Source organism: Paenibacillus sp. FSL R5-0636 (genome assembly GCF_037974255.1).
In the GTDB taxonomy this organism is placed as follows: domain Bacteria; phylum Bacillota; class Bacilli; order Paenibacillales; family Paenibacillaceae; genus Paenibacillus_AQ; species Paenibacillus_AQ odorifer.
Window position 1 is genome coordinate 713,160 of record NZ_CP150232.1, and the last position, 25,441, is coordinate 738,600.

Genomic DNA, 25,441 nt, shown 5'->3' on the forward strand with positions numbered 1-25,441 from the left:
AGTATAGAACAATAAACCTGACGGCATTCCGTCAGGTTTATTGTTAGGTTGTATATTTTGCTCCTATGCCTGCTGCAAGCTGCCCCAGCTTTTGCCGAATATGCGGTGGCTCTAAGACCTCTACATGCATCCCGAAGCTTAGCAGGAAACCATATAGCCATCCATCCTCAGGATAGTTGATGGTAACCTTGTAACCTCCATTACCGTCGGGCAGTAGCTCGGTAGAATCAAACCGCTCTTCCGCTAGATGTTTGCTTTCAGCCTTAAACTGCAAAACGATGGGTGTTGCTGTTGTTACGGTTGATCTCTGATACTCGTTGCTCCAAGGCAGCTCGCTTGCATCTACATCTTTTGCAATAAAAACTTGGGTATTCTTAACGAGCTCTTTCATGCGCAACAGCTTAAACAGACGGAAATCCTGACGATTCAGACAAAATCCATATAAGTACCAGGCTTGCCCCTTCAGCACTAAAGTATAGGGCTCTACCGAACGCTGGCTTGTCTGACCCGCAGCATCTACATAATCAAAGTTTACGGTCACGCTTTCCTCAAGTGCTTCTTTTAGAGTGGCAAGCTTCTCTTCCAAAATACGTTGAAGACCCCATGGGGAGAAGTCGATGATGAGCTGAGTCGTTTTGCTGCGGAAGGCGGCGGATTGGGAGGGCGGGATTACGCTGCTGATCTTTTCCATGAGCAGCGTATGTTCATTTCCTCCATAAGACGAGACGCTCTGCAGAGCCGTGAAAATATCCGCCAGCTCACGATCCGTCAAGACATTGCGGTCCAGCCGGTATCCTTCCATAAGCCCGATCCCACCGTTAGCTCCCTGATAGGTGACGATAGGAATTCCGGCTCCATTAATGCTTTCAATATCACGATAAATCGTGCGCACAGATACCTCGAACATATCGGCTAGCTCCTTCGCCTGAATTAGGCGGCGGTTCATTAGCAGGATAACGATAGAGAGCAATCGATCTATTTTCAAAAGACAATTCCTTCTTTCCCGGAGATTTCCGTGAAGTAATGCTGTATTTCATCTTAGCAAATCCTTGAAAATAAAGCATTGTCATAAATTAATGATTCGATTAACATCTAATTAGATGTATGTATAAATAGATGAAATGAGGTTTATTTTATGAATAATCACTCAGCTGTTGCGATGTTTAGGAGTCATAAGGGATATTCACGATTGTTCACAGCCGGCTTGATCAATGGAATTGGTGATCGTTTTACTAGCGTTGCAGTACTGGCGCTGGTTCTGCAGTTGACGGGATCAGGCATGGCGGTGGGGATTTCGTTAGGTGTGAGACTGCTTCCTTATTTATTTCTGGCCCCGCTTGGAGGCATACTTGGCAGTAAAATTCCACGCAAATATATCATGATAGCTACAGATATGCTGAGGGTCCCAGTAGCCTTAGCCTTTTTATGGGTGGATGGGGAGGAGAACCTGTGGTTGTTATATATGGCAAGTTTTTTGCTGGCAGCGGGCGAAGCCATTTACAGCCCTGTTCGTAAGTCCACTATCCCTTTGCTCGTCACCAAAGATTCTCTGCTGACCGTCAACGGACTAGAGCAGTTAATGAGCGGCTGCGTGCTGATCCTTGGGGCGTTCAGTGGAGGGGGGGTGTCGATGTGGTTTGGTCCGGAGGCAGCGTTCATTATGAATGCAGTGTCTTTTTTAATCGCGGCGATGTTAATTTACGGTATCGAGTTTCCACAACATACGGAAATGGCGACGGTGGCTAAGAAGGCTACATATTCACCTGAGGGGGACTTAGAAAAATCCAATAAAGAAGCACAATACGGTCAACTGCGTGCTCTGGGAATGGTAATTGGCGGAAGCCTAACGTTGCAGGTCATTTTCGGTTATGAGCTGTTGGTGCCGTTGCTAAATGGTCTGGATAATGTACTGATCAGTGTCTATGCGATACAGGTATTTCACGCGGGGGATATTGGAGTAGGGGCATTTTATGCGGCGCTTGGCGTCGGTCTTAGCCTTAGTTTTTTCACCTCACGTTATTTAAAAAAGGGGCTGCTGATTGTAGCCATCGGAGGGCTTTTACTTGAAGGTGTATTATTGATGGGCATCAGTGTCAGCAATCATTTTGCGGCAGCATTTATGTTATATATTCTGCTGTCATTTGCCGGGGGGACGGGGAATGCCTGTCTGGATACGCTTGTTATGCGGAAAGCGCCATCTGCTATACAGCCCTTTGTGTTTGGACTTCTGTCTGCAGTAGGAAATACGCTGCTGGGGTTATCTATGCTGTTCGCCGGGTGGCTATTAGAAGGGGTGGAGCCAAGAATGGTAGGGTTTGTTGGGGGAGCGGGATTTGCCGCAGTTGCGCTTTTGCTTGCAGGATATGCGGGGGTACGCAGCAAGAAAAAACGTACTTAAAAAGGGCGGTGGCTTCACCGTCCCTTGGAAGTTTTTTTAACCTGAGTCTGTAGCTTTATGGCAGCTTTGCGCGGGAACAGGCGGATGCTTATCTTTTTGCGGTAGCGATACAGGATTACAAGGGCAGCTATAGCTACACCGCCGGAGATAATCCATAGTGCATATAACTCGAATAAATGGAAAATACCCATCCACTGCGGACCAAATACCCGTCCTATGCCAAGAAACAGCACTACCCAGAATAATGCTCCACTATAAGCGTAGAGGGCGAATTTACGGAAGGGCAGCGCAACTATACCAGCAAAATAGCCGGTGAAGTGACGAACGCCTGGAATAAAATATCCGATGGAAATAAGGATGCTGCCGTATTTCTCGAACCATTTTTGCGTTTTATCCAGCTTGGCAGGGGAGAACAGCAACCACTTGCCGTATCGCTGGATGAAGGGCATTCCGGCTTTTAATCCGACAAAATAGGTGAGGGTCATCCCGGCGGTGGTCCCTGCAAACGCCACTAGAATCAGCGTTATGAAATCAAGTCTTCCCGTATAGGAAAGGAAACCTGCAAAAGCCATGGTAGTTTCTCCGGGAAACGGCAAGGCAACGAATTCGAGCAGCAATCCAAAAAACAATACGCTATATCCATATTTGCTGAATAATTCTTGTATAAAGTTCAGCATTTCCATAAGATTCTCACTCTCCAAGGGGCAGTTGCCTTATTCTATTTTGAAGCTTGTCTTCATACAATCTACCAAATGGCTTTTGAGCCAATAGAATGCTGGAGGTAGAGAAGATGAAAGGTAACAAAAACACTCACGGCCGCCGAAACTTGATAAGCGGATTGCTTGTTATGGTTGTAATCGTCATCGTAATGCTGGGATGGAACGCAGGGGAGAGTGTAGATTCTTGGATGAATCGTTCATTACAGTCCGCAAGCGCGGAGTCTGTCTCTGTTAAGAATAATCTCCCGTTAGTGGCGATGCAAGAATTGCCTCCTAAAGCAGAGTCCATTGTGACTGCTTCTCCAGAAGTTAAATTGAATTCCAGTACGGCACAAGTATCCAAGGTGTCAACAACATATTCGGCAATCACAGCCGCAAAGAAAGCTTCAAAAACAGTCTATATTACATTTGACGACGGACCGAGTGACAATACCTTCAACGTTCTTGAAATTTTACAGCAGCAAGGTGTGAAGGCGACCTTTTTTGTCCTTGGTAATCAAGCGAAAAGCCATCCAGAGCTAATTAATGCCATATGGGAACAAGGACATGCTATTGGCAATCATACCTATAATCATAATTACCATGATTTATATAGTGGATTCACTGAATTTTGGAGCCAGATTAAAAAGACCGAAGAAATTATTCGGGGCATTACAGGGGTTCGCCCACAACTTATCCGCGCCCCGGGCGGAACCTTTGATCACTTTGATAATACCTACTTCAATTTGTTGAAGCAAGCCGGTTATATCGTTACGGATTGGACGGTGGACAGCGGGGATTCCAAACGCAAAGGGGTACCGGCGTCAGAAATCTTAAAAGGGTCAACCGCGGATCTGAAATCCTCTCGGGTTATTCTGCTGCTGCATGATGGCGGCGGCCATCAGGAGAGTGTTAAAGCACTGCCTGATATTATTGCGCGTTATAAGGCTGCTGGATACAGCTTTGGCCTTTTAGATGAGACGGTGGAGCCTGTACAATTCAGAGTCTCCTCAAAAGCCAATAGCTTGGGCAGAGTGAAACCTTCGGAAGCTTGGATCACCTCGAATATCATACCGAACGCAGAGCTGTTTGCGCCCGGCAAACCTTTGGTGCTGGAGGTTGGAAAGCTGGAGACGAAGCTGGCGCCAGGTGAATATACTCTGCAAAAAGGAAAATATATGGTGCCACTTCGCGCTGTGATCGAACGGCTGGGAGGGCAGATTAGCTGGGATGCGGGCAGTCGCAGTGGAAGGATTGCCTGGAACGGCAAAGATATCATCGCGGATGTGGCGAACAAGGAACTCCTTTTAAATCTTCCTGATCATGTTCAAAAGATAAACGGTGCCAGTGTGGAGATGATTGGCGGTTCTATCTGGGTATCGCTGCGTGAGCTGCTGGAGACAGCCGATCACCCTCCTTTAAATATAAGCGTGACGGAAGGTGAGCGCCGGGTAATAGCCTTCTGAGATTTAGCGCTCGGGCAGTTTTTCTAAAAGAAAAAAACAATGTCTGGGCACCCTTTTTCATGGGAAGAATAGATAGTAATAAGTTCCTCAGCTGGGAACAAGTCTAGACCCAAAGGAAGGGTGTTCCATTGTCCTCTTCAAAAAAAGTAGAACACAAATTAAATAACAAGACTGAAAGAGTTAGAAGCTTCTCCTATCCGCGTAGCCGTAGTGCATTGGCTGAATGGTTGCGGGTGCTGACTGTGGCTGGAATTATAGGTGTTTTATATGCATGGCGCGGAGGCGCATCACTCTTATTTCTGCTGATCGCTGTAGGCGTTATCATGGTTGGCGGACTTATCGTTCAACTTTCAGGTCCACGGGCGATAAAGATTGAACGTACAATCACTCCTGTAAGACCGATAGCTGGAAATACACTGCTTGTGAAGGTGCGGGTGAATTTCTCTTCCCGGCTTCCACTGCCATGGCTGACTATCGCTGATTTTTGGGGGGACAGAGGACATCACAAGCTACTGTTTCCGGGATTCAGACGCTCTTTTGAATACACCTACATTCTTGAGAATATGCTACGCGGACATCATCATTTGCAGGGCTGTAGAGTAACCTGGGGAGATTTGCCCGGCTGGTTCACAGGCCGATCTGAGCCTGCTGAAGAGCATAGCATTAAAGTGCTGCCAGCCCCCCTATATTATGGCGGAGCAGTACCGGACAGCGGCTTTATTAGCGGTGATTCGCTCTATTCCAGAAGGGGAAGAAACAGCAATGATGAGACCATGGAATCGCGGGAATATGAGCCCGGTGATCCACTTAGCCGAATCCATTGGAAGAACAGTGCCCGGCTAGGGAATCTGCAGAGCAAAGTTCCAGAGCGTGAAAAGGCAAAAATGAGCTGTATCGTGTTGGCTAATGATCCAAAAAGCTATGAGATTCCAACCAATGCACTTACACCTCGTGGCAGTCGGGAAGAGCAGCCACCGGTATTTGAGAAGGCGGTGTCAACGGCGATGGGGCTGATGCTCTTTGCTGAGCAGTCAGGTGCTTATGTCCAGTTATTCAGCGGAGGCTGGCCGGAAGGAATGGCTAGGCATGAAGGACTGGGCAAAATCCCAGGGAGAGTGCTGGATATTCTAACTGATATTTCTCCGAATGGAACAAGAACCCTGTCCGAGCTGTTGGAGGATGCTTCTAGAGGCTGGATTCCGGGAATGACCGTTGCTATAGTGACCGGAAGATTAGAGGAACAATCCGCTAAGGTTATCGCTAAATTCTTAGTGCAAGGTGTAAAAGTTGAGCTCTATTATGCTTGGGATCAGCCAGCTCCGGTGCCTGCGGAGGTAACGCTGCAGGAGATCCGCCAGCCTGTGCGGGGAACGGTTGGGGATAGTCTGGGTCGTCTGGGAGCACGGATGTTTTGTCTGGATGATGCATTGCCAGCTTACAGGCTCAGGGAGGTAGAGTACCATGAATCATCCGGAAAACCAACGCTACGGTAAGCGGATACCGGGTGACACAAGCTTCTCTATGAATGGGCAAAGTGGGAAGGAACCAAAGCAGCTCCATTTGGAAAAACTAGAGAGCAGTCATGCCGGTAAACAGAGAAAGATACCTCTGTATTATCGCATGCTGTTCTCTTTGGCTATTTTGGGGCTGTTTTTAGAATGGCTGCTCCCTTTATATAGAACGACTTCATTGGAAGATACTGCTAGATTGCTGCAGATTCTGATGATTTCTGCTGCCGTGCTGTTGATGTGGGGAATCCTTCAGATTCCCGGATGGCTATTGCTAAGTATCCAATGTTTGATGATCGGCACGGCTTGGCTATATCTATGCAGTGAGAGCGTAGGGACAGGATGGTTGGGCATTTATGCAGTAGAAATTCCAAATGATCTGATTTTGCTCTTTTCAGGGCATGTTTCTCAGCTTAGCGAGATCAGCAGACTTTTGATTTTGATTGTTGGCTGGGGGCTGCTGGTATCTTCGGTGCAGCAGCTTGCACTTTTCAGAGGAAGCACGCTGCTGTTTACAGCGGTGACCCTCATTTATCTATTGGTTCTGGATATTGGCTTTGGCGTTAATACGACAACGGATGTTGTAATATCAGTGGGGCTTATTGTATGGATGCAAGCAATGAGTGGTTTGCTCCGTCTGCGGGAACGGGTGGGCAGCATTCACCTGCCGTATGCCCGATGGGGAGTTTTGGCATTAGCGGCTGCCATATTCGTAATGATGACAGCATGGTTCGGTGGGCAGGTATATGAAGTACGACCGCCTAACCAAACTACACTCCAGTCAACCTTTGAAAAGCTGCAGGAATGGGCTTCGGGCCATATGCCGGAAGATAATGAGGCTATACCTGCAGGAACAACAGGGTATAGTACAAATGATGGAGAACTGGGTGCTCCATTGTCACGCAATACCGAGCCAGTCTTCGCAGCATTGACCAGCCTGCGTACCTATTGGCGCGGGGAGAGCATTGCCTATTATGACGGACGCCGTTGGATCAGAGGGGGTGAGGAATTTACTCCGCTTAACTTGTCCAGCCTGCCTCAGATTCCGGCGACGGTAACTACTACTAATGGTGGACGGACTTTACAACAGCGGATACAATTTGCCAGCCCTTCTTCCGGAGGAATTCCTGTATTCAATGCGGGCACCATAACGGATGTTGAGACAGTTCAACTATCTAATGGCAGCCAGCTTGGTTATGTTCTGGCGAATAAGGACAGGGATACCTTTCGTCTGCCAGATTCGGCGGGTTCAACTCGGATCACTGAGTATATAGTTGATTCTATACTTCCCGAGAGTAATCCAGTACTGCTGCGCGGGTTGGGTGATGCTGATCCTCAAGAAATAAAGAACAAATATTTGCAGCTACCTGATTTATTACCTGAGCGAGTGAAAGCTCTGGCAGAGAAGCTCACAGCTTCCTCGGGTAACCGATATGACTCCGCAACCGCCATTCGGGATTATTTGCAAAACGGGTATTCTTACACGCTGGATACCATGGTTCCGCCAGCTGGCGCTGATTTTGTGGATCATTTCCTGTTTGAGACCAAGCAAGGTTATTGTGTGCATTTTGCAACAGCGATGACCGTATTGCTGCGAAGCACAGGCATTCCAGCGCGGTATGTTCAAGGGTACGGACCTGGAACCCAGCAGGAGGAAGCCATGCCGGCGAAGTATTTAGTCACCCAAGGGGATGCGCATGCTTGGGTAGAGGTTTATTTTGCCGGCGCAGGTTGGGTTCCTTTCGATCCGACGCCGGGTCCTGCGCTTGCGGCTGGCTTCCCCGCGCCGGCACGGCCTGCGGCAGCGGCGCTCGCGCCGCAAGCAACGCGCAGCGCGGAACTACCCGTCCTGCCGCTGGCGGGCGGACCCTTTTCAGCGCCGCTGACTGCCGCGGCGCTGCTTCCCGCCGCCGCTTGGCGCTGGCGGCGCAGTCTGGCTCTGCTGCTGGCCGCGTGTCGCGGCAGCAGCTTGAGCCGTGAGAGGCAGCTGCGCGCGGCCTCTCTGGCTTGGCACGGGCTGGCGGAGCGGTTTGGACCGCCGCCGCCCGGCGTTACTGGCAGGGAGTATGTGGACTCCCTGCGGATTTACGATGCCGGACTAGATGTAGCCGTCCGGCAGTTCGTCCGCCAGTGGGAGACCCTGGCGTACGCGCCAGCTTTGGCCTCCACAGCCGTGATCTCTGCCCGCGGCAATTCCGTAAACTCCGCTCCCGACCTTGGCGGCGAGCCTGCGGCTTCTGATGCGGCCGCGTTTATCCGCGAATGTCTGCTCATTACCTTCCGTTTAACATAAACGGCCAAGAACGCTTAGATCCGCTATCTAATTTATGCCATAGCAAGGAAGGTTCTGCATGAAGTTTTATCACTCTCTGATTATGAGAGGCGTGTCCTCCTTTCCTTGACGATGAGAATTAACCATGAGTATAATGAATCCAATAATCAAGGGAGGCACGTAATGAACAAGCCAAATGAAATTATCGTCGTTCTCGATTTTGGGGGACAATACAACCAACTTATCGCGCGCAGAATTCGGGATCTGGGAGTATACAGCGAACTTTTGCCGTACAATACGCCAGTTGACAAGATTAAAGCACTTTCGCCTAAAGGAATTGTCTTCTCTGGCGGACCTAGCAGTGTATACGCTGAAGATGCACCACACGTAGATCCGGCTATTTATGATCTAGGAGTGCCGATCTTCGGTATTTGTTATGGTATGCAGCTGATGGCTCATCAGCTTGATGGTAAAGTAGAACGTTCAGCTAAACGGGAATATGGTAAAGCTGATGTTGACTTTGCAGAAGGAACTGCTTTAGTTGCAGGATTGGAGAACCGCCAGACTGTATGGATGAGCCACGGTGACCATGTAGTTGAGCTTCCAACAGGCTTCAAGCTGGATGCAGGTACAGAAAGTGCTCCAATTGCAGCAATGAGCAATGCGGAGCGCAAATTGTTCGCTGTGCAATTCCACCCAGAAGTACGTCACTCCGTTCAAGGTAACGAGATGATCTCGAACTTCTTATACCAAGTTTGTGGTTGCGACGGCAAATGGACAATGGAATCGTTTATCGATGAAGCCGTTCAAGATATTCGCAATCAAGTCGGAGATAAAAAAGTACTCTGCGCTCTTAGTGGCGGAGTGGATTCTTCCGTTGTGGCTATGCTTATCCACCGTGCAATCGGAGATCAATTGACTTGTATGTTTATTGACCACGGCCTTCTGCGTAAAGGTGAAGCAGAAAGCGTTATGGAGACTTTCGTAGGCAAATTCGATATTCATGTAGTGAAAATCGATGCACGCGATCGCTTCATGAGCAAACTTGCAGGTGTTGAAGATCCTGAGCAAAAACGTAAAATCATTGGTAACGAGTTTATCTACTGCTTCGACGAAGAGTCGGCTAAGCTCGGAGATTTTTCATTCCTTGCACAAGGTACGCTTTATACGGATATCGTTGAGAGTGGAACAGCTACAGCGCAAACCATTAAATCCCATCACAATGTGGGCGGTCTGCCAGAAGATATGAAATTCAGCTTGATCGAGCCGCTAAACACCTTGTTCAAGGATGAAGTTCGTAAACTCGGTGAAGAGCTGGGCATGCCACGTGCGATCGTATGGCGTCAGCCTTTCCCAGGTCCAGGTCTTGCTATTCGTGTCTTGGGTGAAGTAACAGAGGACAAGCTTACTATCGTTCGTGATTCTGACTACATTCTGCAAGAGGAAATTGCTAAAGCGGGATTAGACCGTGAAATTTGGCAATACTTCACTGCCCTGCCTAACATGAAGAGTGTCGGAGTTATGGGTGATGCTCGTACGTATTCCTACACAGTAGGTGTTCGTGCAGTAACTTCCATCGACGGCATGACAGCTGACTGGGCACGTATCCCATGGGATGTTCTTGAAAAAATCTCTGTACGTATTGTCAACGAAGTTGAGAATGTAAACCGCGTAGTGTATGACATTACTTCGAAACCACCTGCAACGATTGAGTGGGAATAGCATATAGCAATAAGAAACCTGCAGCTCCTTATTTATTAAGGGACTGCAGGTTTTTTTATTAACCGTGAAGCTTGTGACGGACCCTATATAGCAACTTTAGAGAATGTGATAAACTGGAAAAAATAAACTTACAGGAGCCATTAGAATGGGATTCTCACTTATTGGAACACTAATAGCTATGGTTATTCTTGCCCCAAGTTTACTGATGATTAAGTTTCCGCCCGATCATGTTCCCAGCGGTTTAAAAGATGCCGGCATCGTCTACACCCTTTTGGAGAGAGTAGGGCAGTTGGGGTGTATAGCTATTCTTGCGATTTCAAAGGATAACTTCGAAAATGTAGAATTCGGGATCTGGGCTGCACTTATCTTTGTGTTTATCACGATTTATTACGGTTTATGGATTCGTTATATGGTTAAGGGACAGCAATTCAGATTATTATGGGCTCCATTATTGTTTCTTCCGATTCCCATGGCAGTTCTCCCTGTTTGTGCATTTGGATTTGCGGCTATATGGGGCAGATCTTTCTGGTTAGGTATTGCAGTGATTTGTTTAGCTATAGGGCATTTTGCTAATTCTTGGCATAGCTATCAGTATTCCAAAGGCCAATAAGCTAGGGCATGTTGAAACTGTTTTATAGGGAAAAATACCCATTTGATAAGGCTTTTGATAGTTAATAAGCTGCATGATTTAATGGATTTTGGGGTTGGAGTTAAAGATAAAAATGTATGAATTACGAACAATAGAAAAAATAAAGTCGAAAATGTTCGCTTTTTTCATTGACAACTTATGTGATGTCCCCCTAAAATGATAAAGCACAACAACATAATTCTTTCGTATATTTCCGGGAATAGGCCTGGAAGTTTCTACGAGGTCACCGTAATGACCTGGCTACGATTAAGAAGAGCTGAGCAACCCGTATTGTCCTGAATCTAGGGCTATAGTCTTTGGTGCTACTCTTTTTTTCGAGCCGGTGTCGATCAGATACCGGCTTTTTGTTGCTGTCAGCCACAACATACCTTAGGGGGAGAACAATTTGAATCGGTTTTTCAAGTTGAAAGAGAACGGCACTACAGTACGTACAGAGATAATGGCCGGCTTGACTACATTCATGGCTATGGCTTACATCCTGTCGGTTAATCCGAGCACATTAACAGCATTTGGCCGCATCGATATGGGCTGGTACTCTGTATTTCTAGCGACTGCGCTGGCAGCAGGTATTTTCACCATTGCAATGGGCGTGTTTATAAACTTTCCAGTAGCATTGGCACCAGGTATGGGACTTAATGCATACTTTGCTTCCGTAATTTTGTCTTCTGCAACCTCAGAACATCCATTCACTTGGCAAATGGGTCTGACCGCAGTATTTATTTCCGGTTTGATCTTCATCCTGCTCACGGTTACCCGAGTGCGGCAGATCTTACTGACAGCCATTCCTGACAGCTTAAAGCATGCCATTACCGTAGGTATCGGGATGTTCATTACAATCCTTGGGCTTAAGAATAGTGGTTTGATGACGATTGGTGTCGAAGCTGGTAAAGATATTTCGGCCAATACATTCACAGATGTCCTATCCTTTGAAACAATTATTCATATGGGTAGTCTAGAGAACACTGATGTACAATTGGTAATTATCGGATTGCTTCTTATTTCCATCCTGATGGTACTGCAAGTTAAAGGTGCGATTTTATTCGGTATCTTGGGTACAACCCTCGCGGGTATACTGATGGGTGTAGTTGATTTTGGCTCATTGTCCAGTCCGACAACCCCTTGGGTGCCTGACCTGACGCAATTGAACTTTTTCGAATTTGACTGGGATGGTATCCTGCACACCGGTATTGTTTCAGCAATCGCAACATTCACTTTTGTAGAATTGTTCGATACATTTGGTACACTTGTAGGTACTGCTCAACGCGCTGGTATTATGGACAACCCTGAAGAAGGTAACAAACGTGTAGGTAATGCAATGTTTGTCGATGCTATCGCTGTAGCTGGTGGTGCGGCATTGGGTACTTCCACTACTACTGCTTTTGTAGAAAGCGCGGCAGGTGTTGCTGAAGGTGGACGTACAGGTCTTACAGCTGTAACAACGGGTGTGTGCTTCTTGCTTGCGTTATTCCTTGCACCAATAGTGGCTCTGATCCCTGGATCTGCTACAGCCGCAGCATTGATTGTCGTAGGCGTGCTCATGGCACAATCGATTCGCGAAATTGATTTTCAAGATATGGTTGTTGCGATTCCAGCGTTCCTTACTCTAGTAATCATGCCTTTCACTTATAATATTGCTAATGGTATTTCCTTTGGTATCGTAACTTATGTAATCCTTGCTTGTGTAGCTAACCTTGCTGGCAAGAAAAAATACGATATTCACTGGATGATGTGGGTACTTGCTATTCTGATTATTCTCCGTTATGTATTTCTTGGTAGTGCGGGCTAACTCATATATAGCATACAGATGTGCATTCAAAGGCTCCTTCATAACTGAGGGGGCCCTTTTTTTATATTTTTGTTGGCACTTAACCATTCAGGCTAGTCTATGTTTCTAGCTTTTCATCATCTATGATTTAGATTATATTGTTGAAGAGGTGATGTTCAGGACGAGGCAGCCTTGGTGTTAGAGTCCAATTTGTTACCCACCTTGATCCTGATCTCTGTTTTTTTTGCTCCGGCATTTGCTTTAGCCACTGCGATTCTTCTATTCTATATAAGAGTCTATATAAGAGCCTTGAAGCTTAGGGCGATCCTATGGAATGGAGTATTGTGGATGGAAGGGTTTGCGATCCAGATAAGGTAAACATGCCCTATATTTATATGCTCTTTTATGAGAAAATCAATCCAAATGATTTCTTAGCAACGGTGAAATACACTAATTCGGGAGCTGTTTTTCAGAAGGTATATGCTTTTGGCTGGACTAAGATGAATATAGGACGAGGTGAGGTTGGGACGATGATCAAGAGTACACGTGCGGCCGTAATGACTGTATTGATGCTGTTATTGTTTGTGCTTCCTGTAACAAGCATTTATGCAGAGGGGAATCTATTGCAGAACCCTGGCTTTGAGGAGGGGGGAGATGATGCGCCTTCTAACTGGACTAAGGATATGTGGATTTCAGGAGACAACTCAGGCCTACTTTCAATCCAATCGGAGGAAGTCCATTCCGGCAGCAAGGCGGCAGTCATTGAGAATATCGAACCCAATCATTCGAAATGGGTGCAGACGATTGAGGCTACGCCGAATAGTTATTATAAAATCTCTGGATGGATCAAAGTAGTAAGTACAGCAGGCGAGGGAATGGGCGCCAACATTCTTGCCGTTGGAGTAGGCGGGGGGTATCCCAGCGTAACTGATACGGCAGGTGAATGGCAGTATCTTGAATATATCGGCCAGACAGGACCGGAGCAGAAGTCATTTGGCATAGGCGCAAGTCTGGGCGGCTACTCTAGCTTAATTCAAGGTAAGGCTTATTTTGATGATTTTGCTGTAGAAAAATTAGACGCGGCTCCCGAAGGGGCTAACGTCATTTCGCTGGATAGTGCAGCGGTTAGTCCAGATGCAGGCGACAAAAAGGCAGACACTCCACATAAAGTATCTCCAACTAAGATGTTGCTGATCTCAGCGCTGTTTAGTGTATTTTTTGCAGTGCTTTATACTAAAGCATTCCGTAGTGAGAAGCTTATGAAGCAGCCTGAGAATATTTATTCCAAATGGCTGAGTATTGCCATCGGAGTTGCTTTTATCCTGAGGGTGTGGATTGGTCTTACCGCGCAAGGATATCAGAATGATATGAATACCTTTATTTCTTGGGGACAGCGTATGGTGGATTTAGGTCCAGGCAAATTTTATGAAGAAGGTTATTTTGCCGATTATCCTCCAGGCTATTTGTACATATTGTACGTGCTTAGCGCCATACGTGGCGTTTTAGGATTCACTCAGGGCTCAGGTGGAGAGAATTTACTCTTCAAGCTCCCTGCGATCCTTTCTGATTTGGTGCTCGGCTACTTCATTTATCAAATGTCACGCAAAAAACTCGGCACAGGAATTGCTTTCGGCTTGATGTTGTTGTTTCTGTTTAATCCAGCGGTACTTATTAATTCAGCGGCTTGGGGACAAGCAGATTCGTTCTTTTTGATCTTCCTGCTGCTCAGTATCCATGGTGCTGCGAACAAAAAGTTTGTTCGCTCCGCAATTTTGTTTGCCTTAGCGACGCTAATTAAACCGCAAGCGTTGATATTCACGCCGGTATTGTTGTTTGCTTTTTATCATCACCGCGCTTGGAAGCAGCTTGGATTCGGAGCTTTGTATGGATTGGGGATCTTCGGATTGCTTGCGGCACCATTTTTCTGGAATAACGGAGGTCTGATAGGGATTATTGATCTTTACAAGAGTACGTTATCTTCCTATCCGTATTCTTCAGTGAATGCATTTAATCTGTATGCACTGACTGATCCGATGTGGTCATCCCTTGATCTAACCTGGCTTGGCATTCCATACCGTGTATGGGGCTTCATATTTATTTTAGTGGCTGTAGCTGTTGCGGCATTTTATTCCTTTAAAAAGGATCGCTTGGACCTGACCAAATCCTATTTTATCGGCATGGTGCTTATAGTAGTGGTCTTTGTGCTTGGCACCAAAATGCATGAACGTTATATGTTCCCTGCTCTTATTCTTTGTTTGTTTACTTATATAGAAAGTCGGGACCGCCGCTTTTTATCGCTATTTCTCGGATTCAGCTTAACGCAATACATCAATGTGGCGTACACCTTATCCCACCTGAATGCAGATGTTAGCCCGGGTGCAGACGGAATCGTATTAGTGACTGCTATAGCTAATCTAGCATTACTGCTTTATATGCTGAATATCGGTTACGATGTGTATGTCCGCAAGGGTATAAAACCTCTTCCAGCACCAATTACACTGGAAGAACAATATGAAGAAGATTTGAGAGTTGTCGGGCAAATTAAACCGCATCAGAAGGGAGGGCGATCTAACGATGAAGTTTAAGCGTATAGATTGGATATGCCTAATAGCTATTACGGCCGTTTACGCAGCGCTTGCTTTATATAATCTTGGCTCTACTAAATCTCCAGAGACTTTATGGGAGCCTGCTGCCAGTGGTGAAAGCTTCTATGTAGATTTGGGACAGAGTAAACCATTGGAACGGGTCAATATCTTTGGTGGCGTGGGCACGGGTAAGTTCAAGCTGGAATTCAGCGACAATCCTGAGGTCTGGAGCAGTCCGATGGATGTCAGTGAGGATGTCGGGAATGTCTTCATCTGGAAAAGCCAACCCCTGAACGTTACTGCGAGATATGTGAAGTTTACAGTTACCTCTCCAGGGTTCACTTTGAACGAAATGGCCTTTTATGAGCAGGGGGGAGAAAGAATACCCCTTCCTATTGCTGGTGTGACACCGGATGCTAACGCAGTTCCTAAAAGAGGAGCAGCGGCCAATCTTTTTGACGAGCAGTCGCTCATTCCGGAATATTCTAACTTTATGAATAGCACTTATTTTGACGAGATCTATCATGCGCGAACAGCTTATGAATATACACACGGGATTGTGCCTTACGAGAATACGCATCCACCGCTTGGTAAGTTGTTAATTGCCATAGGGATGGAGCTGTTCGGGGTCAATCCATTCGGCTGGCGTATTATCGGAACCTTGTTCGGAGTTGCCATGTTACCTCTCATATATGTAATGGCGCTGCGTTTGTTTAAGAAAAGCAAATACGCCGCCCTCGCGGCAGGATTGTTTGCACTGGATTTCATGCATTTCACACAGACAAGAATCTCCACGATTGACGTATACGGAGTATTCTTCATTATGTTGATGTTCTATTTCATGCAGCGGTATTACACAATGAATTTCTACAAGCAGCCTTTGAGAAAAACATTAATTCCGTTATTCTGGTCTGGCTTATTCTTCGGAATCGGCGTAGCTTCGAAATGGATTGTGCTCTATGGAGGAGCAGGGCTGGCCATTATGCTGGCTATCTCCCTTTTTGAACGCTACAGAGAATACCAAGCCTCCGGACGCCTGCTGGCCGAGGGGAAGATTAAAGACAAGGAATTGCTGGGCACCTGTCGTGAAGCGGTAGATTCTTTTTGGAAAAAGACTATTATTACGTTGGCTAGTTGTATCGGGTTCTTTGTAATTATTCCAGTAATTATTTATAGCTTATCTTTTGTGCCAGGGTTATCTGCATCAGTAGAGGGCTTCACTATTAAAGGGTTGATTGATTCCCAAAAGAATATGTACAACTATCACAGTCAGCTTGTAGCTACACATCCCTTTGCTTCCTCATGGTGGCAATGGCCGTTTATGAAGAGACCGGTCTGGTTCTTTAGCGGCGGTGAAGGTTTGCCGGAAGGTCAGGTCAGCAGTATAGTGACTATGGGGAATCCTCTTATCTGGTGGACGGGTATTTTTGCGATGCTGGCAACGCTGTGGATTACGCTGAAACGTAAAGATAAGAACCTCTACATGATCTGGATCGCCTTCTTCTCGCAATATGTTCCGTGGATGCTTGTCCCAAGAGAAACATTTATTTACCATTATTTTGCTATGGTACCATTTATGATTCTTGGTATTGTATATATAATGAAGTTGCTGGATAGTAAATTCCCTGAGGCCCGTTACGTACAGTATGTCTATGTAGCCGTTGCTTTGCTGCTCTTTATCGCTTTCTACCCGGTACTGTCAGGGATGCAGGTGAGTGGAGATTACGTAAAGGATATGCTGCGTTGGTTCCCTACTTGGGTTTTCTAGGATTTAATAAAAATCTATAAAATAAGTTTATGCATGCAGCGTTATTATGAAGTGTAGATGGATGTAACGCTCCAAAAAGCTTGTAGGAGGAATAAAGGTGAAAGCCAGATATAGTGTGATTGTACCCATGTTCAATGAGGAGCAAGTAATTAGCCATACTTATGAACGTTTGAAAAAAGTAATGGACGAGTGCGGCGATACTTATGAGCTGGTCTTCGTCAATGACGGCAGTCGTGATCGTTCCGCCCAGATGATTCGGGAGATCTGTGAACGAGACGAGCATGTCAAGCTGATTGACTTCTCGCGTAATTTCGGACATCAGGTAGCGATTACAGCTGGCATGGACTATGCCGAAGGTCAAGCGGTTGTTGTTATTGACGCTGATCTTCAGGATCCTCCGGAGGTCATTTTGCAAATGATCGAGAAGTGGAAAGAGGGCTATGATGTTGTATATGCGAAACGCCTGAAGCGCCACGGAGAAACGATGTTCAAAAAGGTCACCGCGAAGCTCTTTTACCGCCTGCTCAGCAGTATGACAAGTGTGGATATTCCTACGGATACAGGTGATTTCCGTCTTATTGACCGTAAGGTATGTGATGTCCTGCGGGGACTTAAAGAAAAGAACCGCTATGTCAGAGGTTTGGTGAGCTGGGTTGGCTTCAAGCAGACTATGGTGGAATATGAACGGGAAGAACGTTTTGCCGGAGAAACCAAATATCCGCTGAAGAAAATGATTCGTTTTGCGTTAGATGGCATCACCTCTTTTTCACATAAGCCGCTTAAAATTGCTACGTATATTGGATTCTTTCTTTCATTCTCTAGTTTTCTTTATTTATTTTTCGTCTTGTTCCAAAGGATATTTTTCACCTCCTGGACGGTTCCGGGCTGGGCTTCCATTGTAGGCGTCAATCTGCTCTTTAACGGTATCGTTCTGATGCTGTTGGGTGTGATTGGGGAGTATATCGGACGGATTTATGACGAGTCTAAAGATAGACCGCTATATATTGTTAGTGAGACTAAAGGCTACCAGAACGAAGAACAACTGGACCGCCGGAAGGACCACAATGATGTCAGATAAGAACTTGCGCGCTGCATTCATACAGTTCCTCAAATTTAATGCCGTAGGTTTACTCAATACGCTGATTGATTTTGTGATTTTTACATTGTTGAATTCACTAGGGATGGTATACGCATTGGCGCAGGTGATCTCCTATAGTGCAGGTACGGCGAATAGCTTTATTTTGAATAAAAAAGTAACCTTTCGTGATCGCAACCGGGGTAATAAAGAAGGCTTCGACCGCGTGCAGCTGGTCAAGTTTATCGTGCTGAATCTGGTAGTGCTCGGAATATCACTGCTGCTAATGCATCTGTTGACAGACAAACTAGGTATTCAAGTCTTGATCTCCAAGGTGCTGGTTACCTTTATCACGGTGATCATCAATTTCTTTGGAAGTCGTATATGGGTATTTTAAACATTAATTTCAGGCAGAAGGAGTTGCTATGCTTAAAGGCAAGTAGCTGTTTCTGCTTGATTTGTATATAACCATAGAAACAATATACGGAGGTGAATAACATTGCGTAAATTCTCCTATCTACTCATACTGGCTGGGATACTTATCATGTTATATCCGACAGCTAACGAATGGTACAACGACAGGCAGCAGGAGAAGTTATTAGAAACGGCTGAACTAAGCACTGCCGATAGTACTCCCCAGCCAGATTTGAAGAGCAGGTATGCTGAAGTTACTCAGCTGTTAGCAGAGGAATCGGTTCTGGATGCTCAGGCACAGCCCCAACCCCAAGAGACAGAAAAGCCTGAACCGGAGATTGAGGTCGGTGGCAAAGTAATCGCACTAATTGAAATCGGTAAGATTGATTTGAAGCTGCCTGTATTAGAAGGGGCTACAAAAGCTAATATGAAACATGCTGCAGCCCATATGAAAGAAACGGCACCCCTTGGAGAGATCGGAAATGCTGCAATCGCGGCGCATCGGGCTCGAACTACGGGTCGTTTGTTTAACAGATTGAATGAGGTTGTTGTGGGGGATGTTATCACGGTAAAGACTAGTGATCAGGTGTTTAACTATGAGGTATACGATATTTCTGTTGTAGATCCGAGTGATGTCTCCGTTCTTGACGGGAATGACAAGGATAAGATTCTTACTCTGATTACATGTGATCCGCTAGTGAATCCAACGCATCGGCTGATTGTTCATGCCAAATTAACAAAAGGAGAATAGTGAATGACAAGAAAACACAAATACCGGGAGATATTTATAAAATAATGGGTAATCTAGTAAATTAGGTCTTGTTCACAACTATAAATATGATAGTATTATACTATGAAAGCTAAACACGATAACGGCAAACCTTCCGAAAGGTAGGGACGCAAAGCTAAAGGGCCTTTTCCCGAAAGGATGGCAGCCAGCTACCGAATGAAGAGGCTTTTTTTGTTTGTTTCAAATGGATTCTATCAACTATATCTAGTAAAGCTAGAACAGATAGAGCTTATACGATAACGGCAAACCTATCGAAAGGTAGGGACGCAAAGCTAAAGGGCCTTCCCGAAAGGATGGCAGCCAGCTACCGAAAGGAGTTTTATCCGTGAAAAAGGTTTATTTTATGCTGGTGGCGCTGTTCGTCCTAATGACTTCAGTTCCGGTAAGTACAGCTCAAGCTGCAAGTGCAGATGCCAGCTGGTTGATTACATCCAAAGTGGCTCAAGGTGTTATTGGTATTAACTATGATATTCCGAAAGATAAAAGAATCAAACTCATGATCACCAAAGATAACAGCAGCTATACTTATAACTTGTATGCTTCTGGACAAGCTGAGGACTTCCCTTTGCAACAAGGAAATGGGACTTATAAGGTTTCTGTTCTGGAGAACACAACCGGTAATAAATACAAAGCGTTATATTCCGAAGTAGTAGACGTAACCATGAGTGACTCGAATTCCGTATATTTGGGCTCCGTACAGAATGTGAAATGGAGTTCTTCTGATAAAGCGATTGTCAAAGCTAAACAATTAGTACAAGGCAAAACAACAGACGAAGAGAAAGTTAAAGCGATCTATAACTATGTAGTTGCGAATGTACAATATGACTACTCTCTTGCTAATAGTGTAACTACTGATTATATTCCAAGCATCGATAAGACATTGACTACTAAAAAAGGGATTTGCTATGATTACGCTTCTCTTTTTGCCGCAATGCTGCGGAGTGTAGATGTTCCTGCTAAGTTGGTAATGGGGAATACAAGCTACGTTACGCAATATCATGCATGGAACGAAGTGTTGCTTAATGGGAAGTGGGTTACCATTGATACTACAGTGGATGCAGGACTTGCAAAGAGTGATAAGAAAACCGATTTAATTAAAGCCTCAAGCAAATATACTGCGGCAAAATACTATTAAATTCGTTGCTATAAACATAACTCTATTAAATAAACAACTAGCTTAATTATTAAGCTAGTTGTTTATTTTTATATTAGGGGTTGCTTTTCTATTAATAGTTGGGGTATTATAGGTAAGCGTTGTTAGACAGCGTACAGGCGATACAAACGAGGCTGATAAAAAGCTTCGAAAAATAAAGCTTGCATTTCTGAAAACAACATGATATATTATAAGAGTTGCTGCTGAGGCATTAAACGGCGTCAACGAGAACTTGATCTTTGAAAACTGAACAACGAGTGAGTAGGAAATCACGTAAGTGATATCCAAAATTAGAGAATTAATTTTCGTCAGATGTTTCAAAATGAGCATATCGCTCTTTTCAATACTAATTGGAGAGTTTGATCCTGGCTCAGGACGAACGCTGGCGGCGTGCCTAATACATGCAAAGTCGAGCGGAGTTATTTTGAAAGCTTGCTTTCAAAATAACTTAGCGGCGGACGGGTGAGTAACACGTAGGCAACCTGCCCTTCAGACTGGGATAACTACCGGAAACGGTAGCTAATACCGGATAATTTCTTTTTTCTCCTGAGAGAAGAATGAAAGACGGAGCAATCTGTCACTGAGGGATGGGCCTGCGGCGCATTAGCTAGTTGGTGGGGTAACGGCCCACCAAGGCGACGATGCGTAGCCGACCTGAGAGGGTGAACGGCCACACTGGGACTGAGACACGGCCCAGACTCCTACGGGAGGCAGTAGGGAATCTTCCGCAATGGGCGAAAGCCTGACGGAGCAACGCCGCGTGAGTGATGAAGGTTTTCGGATCGTAAAGCTCTGTTGCCAGGGAAGAACGTCCGGTAGAGTAACTGCTATCGGAGTGACGGTACCTGAGAAGAAAGCCCCGGCTAACTACGTGCCAGCAGCCGCGGTAATACGTAGGGGGCAAGCGTTGTCCGGAATTATTGGGCGTAAAGCGCGCGCAGGCGGCTATTAAGTCTGGTGTTTAAACCTTGGGCTCAACCTGAGGTCGCACTGGAAACTGGGTGGCTTGAGTACAGAAGAGGAAAGTGGAATTCCACGTGTAGCGGTGAAATGCGTAGATATGTGGAGGAACACCAGTGGCGAAGGCGACTTTCTGGGCTGTAACTGACGCTGAGGCGCGAAAGCGTGGGGAGCAAACAGGATTAGATATCCCGGTAGTCCACGCCGTAAACGATGAGTGCTAGGTGTTAGGGGTTTCGATACCCTTGGTGCCGAAGTTAACACAGTAAGCACTCCGCCTGGGGAGTACGGTCGCAAGACTGAAACTCAAAGGAATTGACGGGGACCCGCACAAGCAGTGGAGTATGTGGTGGTTTAATTGAAGCAACGCGAAGAACCTTACCAGGTCTTGACATCCCTCTGAATCTGCTAGAGATAGCAGCGGCCTTCGGGACAGAGGAGACAGGTGGTGCATGGTTGTCGTCAGCTCGTGTCGTGAGATGTTGGGTTAAGTCCCGCAACGAGCGCAACCCTTAACTTTAGTTGCCAGCAGGTAATGCTGGGCACTCTAGGAGTGACTGCCGGTGACAAACCGGAGGAAGGTGGGGATGACGTCAAATCATCATGCCCCTTATGACCTGGGCTACACACGTACTACAATGGCCGGTACAACGGGAAGCGAAGCCGCGAGGTGGAGCCAATCCCATCAAAGCCGGTCTCAGTTCGGATTGCAGGCTGCAACTCGCCTGCATGAAGTCGGAATTGCTAGTAATCGCGGATCAGCATGCCGCGGTGAATACGTTCCCGGGTCTTGTACACACCGCCCGTCACACCACGAGAGTTTACAACACCCGAAGTCGGTGGGGTAACCCGCAAGGGAGCCAGCCGCCGAAGGTGGGGTAGATGATTGGGGTGAAGTCGTAACAAGGTAGCCGTATCGGAAGGTGCGGCTGGATCACCTCCTTTCTATGGAAAATCGTTCTCTGCAATGAGGACATTCAAATCGGAAGCTCAGCTTCCAAAACTCAGGTTTAGGCCTGTTACTCACTCGTTGCTCAGTTTTGAGAGTTTAAGCTCTCAAGTAAGACTTGATCCTTGAAAAACTGGATACCGAAACGAATTTGCGTTTTAGAACATCTTTTAGCAACTAGAAAACAAGTAAATGTTATTAGTGAGATTTTTCTTCGGAAGAATCAAGGTTAAGCTAATAAGAGCACACGGAGGATGCCTAGGCGCCAGGAGCCGACGAAGGACGTGGCGAACAACGAAACTGCCTCGGGGAGCTGTAAGCAAGCTTTGATCCGGGGGTGTCCGAATGGGGAAACCCAGCTGTGGTAATTCGCAGTTACTCATACCTGAATACATAGGGTGTGTAGAGGCAGACCAGGGGAACTGAAACATCTAAGTACCCTGAGGAAGAGAAAACAATAGTGATTCCGTCAGTAGCGGCGAGCGAACGCGGAACAGCCTAAACCTAAGAGCTTGCTCTTAGGGGTTGTGGGACGTCTCACATGGAGTTACAAAGGAATATGGTAGGTGAAGAGGTCTGGAAAGGCCCGCGATAGAGGTAAAAGCCCTGTAACCTAAACTGTATTCTCTCCGAGACGGATCCCGAGTAGTGCGGGGCACGTGAAACCCCGTATGAATCCAGCAGGACCATCTGCTAAGGCTAAATACTACCTGGCGACCGATAGTGAAACAGTACCGTGAGGGAAAGGTGAAAAGCACCCCGGAAGGGGAGTGAAATAGAACCTGAAACCGTGTGCTTACAAAAAGTCAGAGCCCGATCTATGGGTGATGGCGTGCCTTTTGTAGAATGAACCGGCGAGTTACGTTTAACATGCAAGGTTAAGCCGAGAAGGTGGAGCCGCAGCGAAAGCGAGTCTGAATAGGGCGATTTAGTATGTGGACGTAGACCCGAAACCGTGTGATCTACCCCTGTCCAGGGTGAAGGTGCGGTAACACGCACTGGAGGCCCGAACCCACGTACGTTGAAAAGTGCGGGGATGAGGTGGGGTAGCGGAGAAATTCCAATCGAACTCGGAGATAGCTGGTTCTCCCCGAAATAGCTTTAGGGCTAGCCTCGGTATAAGAGTAGTGGAGGTAGAGCACTGATTGGGTGCGGGGTCCGCAAGGATTACCAAGCTCAGTCAAACTCCGAATGCCATATACTTATTGCCGGGAGTCAGACAGTGAGTGCTAAGATCCATTGTCAAAAGGGAAACAGCCCAGACCATCAGCTAAGGTCCCCAAGTGTGTGTTAAGTGGGAAAGGATGTGGAGTTGCACAGACAACCAGGATGTTGGCTTAGAAGCAGCCACCATTGAAAGAGTGCGTAATAGCTCACTGGTCGAGTGACTCTGCGCCGAAAATGTAACGGGGCTAAACACACCACCGAAGCTATGGCTAGATACTATGTATCTGGGGTAGGGGAGCGTTGTGTAGGGGTTGAAGGTGTACTGAAAAGAGCGCTGGACACTACACAAGTGAGAATGCCGGTATGAGTAACGAAAAGATCAGTGAGAATCTGATCCGCCGAAAGCCCAAGGTTTCCTGAGGAAGGCTCGTCCGCTCAGGGTAAGTCGGGACCTAAGGCGAGGCCGAAAGGCGTAGTCGAAGGACAACAGTTTGAAATTACTGTACCACCGTAATCCGCTATGAGCGATGGGGTGACGCAGGAGGGTAGTGACGCGGACTGATGGATGTCCGTCTAAGCAGTGAGGCTGATGTGTAGGCAAATCCGCACATCGATAAGGCTGGGCTGTGATGGGGAGCGAAAATTATAGTAGCGAAGGTCATGATCTCACACTGCCAAGAAAAGCCTCTAGCCAGGAGAAGGTGCCCGTACCGCAAACCGACACAGGTAGGCGAGAAGAGAATTCTAAGGCGCGCGGAAGAACTCTCGTTAAGGAACTCGGCAAAATGACCCCGTAACTTCGGGAGAAGGGGTGCCCCGGTAGTGTGAATAGCACGAGGGGGCCGCAGTGAAAAGAGCCCAAGCGACTGTTTAGCAAAAACACAGGTCTGTGCGAAGCCGCAAGGCGAAGTATACGGGCTGACGCCTGCCCGGTGCTGGAAGGTTAAGGGGAGTGGTTAGGGGTAACCCGAAGCTATGAACCGAAGCCCCAGTAAACGGCGGCCGTAACTATAACGGTCCTAAGGTAGCGAAATTCCTTGTCAGGTAAATTCTGACCCGCACGAATGGCGTAACGACTTGGGCGCTGTCTCAACGAGAGATCCGGTGAAATTTTAATACCTGTGAAGATGCAGGTTACCCGCGACAAGACGGAAAGACCCATGGAGCTTTACTGCAGCTTGATATTGAATTTGGGTACGATCTGTACAGGATAGGTGGAGCCGTAGAAATCGGAGCGCAAGCTTCGGTGGAGGCGCCGTTGGGATACCACCCTGATCGTATCTAGGTTCTAACCTAGTACCCTTACCGGGTACGGGGACCGTGTCAGGCGGGCAGTTTGACTGGGGCGGTCGCCTCCTAAAGAGTAACGGAGGCGTTCCAAGGTTCCCTCAGAATGGTTGGAAATCATTCGCAGAGTGCAAAGGCATAAGGGAGCTAGACTGCGAGACCTACAAGTCGAGCAGGGACGAAAGTCGGACTTAGTGATCCGGTGGTACCGCATGGAAGGGCCATCGCTCAACGGATAAAAGCTACCCTGGGGATAACAGGCTTATCTCCCCCAAGAGTCCACATCGACGGGGAGGTTTGGCACCTCGATGTCGGCTCATCGCATCCTGGGGCTGAAGTAGGTCCCAAGGGTTGGGCTGTTCGCCCATTAAAGCGGTACGCGAGCTGGGTTCAGAACGTCGTGAGACAGTTCGGTCCCTATCTGTCGTGGGCGCAGGAAATTTGAGAGGAGCTGTCCTTAGTACGAGAGGACCGGGATGGACGCACCGCTGGTGCACCAGTTGTTCCGCCAGGAGCATGGCTGGGTAGCTACGTACGGACGGGATAAGCGCTGAAAGCATCTAAGCGTGAAGCCCCCTCAAGATGAGATTTCCCAATTAGTAAGACCCTTGAAGACGACGAGGTAGATAGGTTGGAGGTGGAAGTGCAGCAATGCATGGAGCTGACCAATACTAATCGGTCGAGGGCTTATCCTATACTTAGAATGCAGATTCGTTTCGGATTCAGTTTTCAGGCATCAAGCCTGAAATGCGCTTAGAAATTCATTGTCACTTCTGGTGATGAACCGAATTTCACGCGGCGGCGCCTGTTTCACA

15 protein-coding genes, 2 rRNA genes and 3 riboswitches are annotated in these 25,441 nt (G+C 46.8%); of the genes, 15 read left to right on the forward strand and 2 right to left on the reverse strand.

From position 1 onward, the window contains the following. Window positions 1-43: 43 nt before the first annotated feature. Window positions 44-985 carry a YafY family protein gene (locus tag MKX34_RS03160; RefSeq protein ID WP_076106054.1) on the reverse strand — a complete coding sequence of 314 codons (942 nt, stop codon included), beginning with the start codon at window positions 983-985 and terminating at the stop codon, window positions 44-46. A 150-nt stretch (window positions 986-1,135) separates the two neighbouring features. On the opposite strand from MKX34_RS03160, the gene MKX34_RS03165 reads away from it, so the two are divergent. Then, the gene (locus MKX34_RS03165; RefSeq protein ID WP_076106056.1) at window positions 1,136-2,398 is read left to right on the forward strand and encodes an MFS transporter; all 1,263 of its coding nucleotides are present in this window, start codon (window positions 1,136-1,138) and stop codon (window positions 2,396-2,398) included. Window positions 2,399-2,412: 14 nt separating this feature from the next. Here MKX34_RS03165 and MKX34_RS03170 read toward each other — a convergent pair whose 3' ends face one another. Next, entirely contained in the window at window positions 2,413-3,081 is a 669-nt protein-coding gene (locus MKX34_RS03170) for a DedA family protein (protein ID WP_076106058.1), read from the reverse strand. 107 nt (window positions 3,082-3,188) lie between these two features. Between MKX34_RS03170 and MKX34_RS03175 the strand changes: the two genes are divergently transcribed. The 14 genes from MKX34_RS03175 to MKX34_RS03240 all read left to right on the forward strand — a co-directional run bounded on the left by MKX34_RS03175 (window position 3,189) and on the right by MKX34_RS03240 (window position 25,321). Continuing rightward, the gene (locus MKX34_RS03175; protein ID WP_076106061.1) at window positions 3,189-4,562 is read left to right on the forward strand and encodes a polysaccharide deacetylase; all 1,374 of its coding nucleotides are present in this window, start codon (window positions 3,189-3,191) and stop codon (window positions 4,560-4,562) included. 128 nt (window positions 4,563-4,690) lie between these two features. Continuing rightward, a complete protein-coding gene (locus tag MKX34_RS03180) occupies window positions 4,691-6,055 on the forward strand; it encodes a DUF58 domain-containing protein (protein ID WP_076106064.1) in 1,365 nt (454 codons plus the stop codon). After that, window positions 6,024-8,363, forward strand: coding sequence for a transglutaminase-like domain-containing protein (locus MKX34_RS03185; RefSeq protein ID WP_076273186.1), 2,340 nt, complete (start codon window positions 6,024-6,026; stop codon window positions 8,361-8,363). Before MKX34_RS03180 ends, MKX34_RS03185 begins: the two co-directional genes overlap by 32 nt. Before the next feature lie 162 nt (window positions 8,364-8,525). Beyond that, window positions 8,526-10,064, forward strand: coding sequence for a glutamine-hydrolyzing GMP synthase (gene guaA, locus MKX34_RS03190; protein WP_036679874.1), 1,539 nt, complete (start codon window positions 8,526-8,528; stop codon window positions 10,062-10,064). Between the two features lie 145 nt (window positions 10,065-10,209). Beyond that, window positions 10,210-10,674, forward strand: a complete 465-nt coding sequence (locus tag MKX34_RS03195) for a hypothetical protein (RefSeq protein WP_076106071.1) — start codon at window positions 10,210-10,212, stop codon at window positions 10,672-10,674. Between the two features lie 202 nt (window positions 10,675-10,876). Then, window positions 10,877-10,976: riboswitch (purine riboswitch) on the forward strand. A gap of 122 nt (window positions 10,977-11,098) precedes the next feature. Continuing rightward, window positions 11,099-12,499, forward strand: coding sequence for an NCS2 family permease (locus MKX34_RS03200; protein WP_036679893.1), 1,401 nt, complete (start codon window positions 11,099-11,101; stop codon window positions 12,497-12,499). Between the two features lie 359 nt (window positions 12,500-12,858). Then, the gene (locus tag MKX34_RS03205; protein ID WP_339204392.1) at window positions 12,859-15,063 is read left to right on the forward strand and encodes a glycosyltransferase 87 family protein; all 2,205 of its coding nucleotides are present in this window, start codon (window positions 12,859-12,861) and stop codon (window positions 15,061-15,063) included. Then, window positions 15,053-16,831, forward strand: coding sequence for a phospholipid carrier-dependent glycosyltransferase (locus tag MKX34_RS03210; protein WP_076297135.1), 1,779 nt, complete (start codon window positions 15,053-15,055; stop codon window positions 16,829-16,831). Before MKX34_RS03205 ends, MKX34_RS03210 begins: the two co-directional genes overlap by 11 nt. Before the next feature lie 97 nt (window positions 16,832-16,928). Continuing rightward, a complete protein-coding gene (locus MKX34_RS03215) occupies window positions 16,929-17,909 on the forward strand; it encodes a glycosyltransferase family 2 protein (protein ID WP_036679898.1) in 981 nt (326 codons plus the stop codon). Beyond that, a complete protein-coding gene (locus MKX34_RS03220; protein WP_076106077.1) occupies window positions 17,896-18,303 on the forward strand; it encodes a GtrA family protein in 408 nt (135 codons plus the stop codon). The genes MKX34_RS03215 and MKX34_RS03220 overlap by 14 nt, the downstream gene beginning before the upstream one ends. Before the next feature lie 102 nt (window positions 18,304-18,405). Next, entirely contained in the window at window positions 18,406-19,071 is a 666-nt protein-coding gene (locus MKX34_RS03225) for a class D sortase (protein ID WP_244886418.1), read from the forward strand. 113 nt (window positions 19,072-19,184) lie between these two features. Next, a riboswitch (cyclic di-GMP riboswitch) is annotated at window positions 19,185-19,267 on the forward strand. 74 nt (window positions 19,268-19,341) lie between these two features. Next, window positions 19,342-19,422, forward strand: a riboswitch (cyclic di-GMP riboswitch). A 13-nt stretch (window positions 19,423-19,435) separates the two neighbouring features. Continuing rightward, a complete protein-coding gene (locus tag MKX34_RS03230) occupies window positions 19,436-20,245 on the forward strand; it encodes a transglutaminase-like domain-containing protein (RefSeq protein ID WP_038568647.1) in 810 nt (269 codons plus the stop codon). A 365-nt stretch (window positions 20,246-20,610) separates the two neighbouring features. Then, window positions 20,611-22,168: ribosomal RNA gene (locus tag MKX34_RS03235) — 16S ribosomal RNA — on the forward strand. Window positions 22,169-22,399: 231 nt separating this feature from the next. Next, window positions 22,400-25,321, forward strand: a 23S ribosomal RNA gene (locus tag MKX34_RS03240). Together the 16S and 23S rRNA genes form the textbook arrangement of a ribosomal RNA operon. Window positions 25,322-25,441: the final 120 nt, after the last annotated feature.

Bases quoted from the DNA above. Each gene is read 5' to 3' on its own strand.
- MKX34_RS03165 (WP_076106056.1), top strand. From the start codon at position 1,136: ATGAATAATCACTCAGCTGTTGCGATGTTTAGGAGTCATAAGGGATAT.
- MKX34_RS03170 (WP_076106058.1), bottom strand. From the start codon at position 3,081: ATGGAAATGCTGAACTTTATACAAGAATTATTCAGCAAATATGGATAT.
- MKX34_RS03175 (WP_076106061.1), top strand. From the start codon at position 3,189: ATGAAAGGTAACAAAAACACTCACGGCCGCCGAAACTTGATAAGCGGA.
- MKX34_RS03185 (WP_076273186.1), top strand. From the start codon at position 6,024: ATGAATCATCCGGAAAACCAACGCTACGGTAAGCGGATACCGGGTGAC.
- guaA (WP_036679874.1), top strand. From the start codon at position 8,526: ATGAACAAGCCAAATGAAATTATCGTCGTTCTCGATTTTGGGGGACAA.
- MKX34_RS03195 (WP_076106071.1), top strand. From the start codon at position 10,210: ATGGGATTCTCACTTATTGGAACACTAATAGCTATGGTTATTCTTGCC.
- MKX34_RS03205 (WP_339204392.1), top strand. From the start codon at position 12,859: ATGCCCTATATTTATATGCTCTTTTATGAGAAAATCAATCCAAATGAT.
- MKX34_RS03210 (WP_076297135.1), top strand. From the start codon at position 15,053: ATGAAGTTTAAGCGTATAGATTGGATATGCCTAATAGCTATTACGGCC.
- MKX34_RS03220 (WP_076106077.1), top strand. From the start codon at position 17,896: ATGATGTCAGATAAGAACTTGCGCGCTGCATTCATACAGTTCCTCAAA.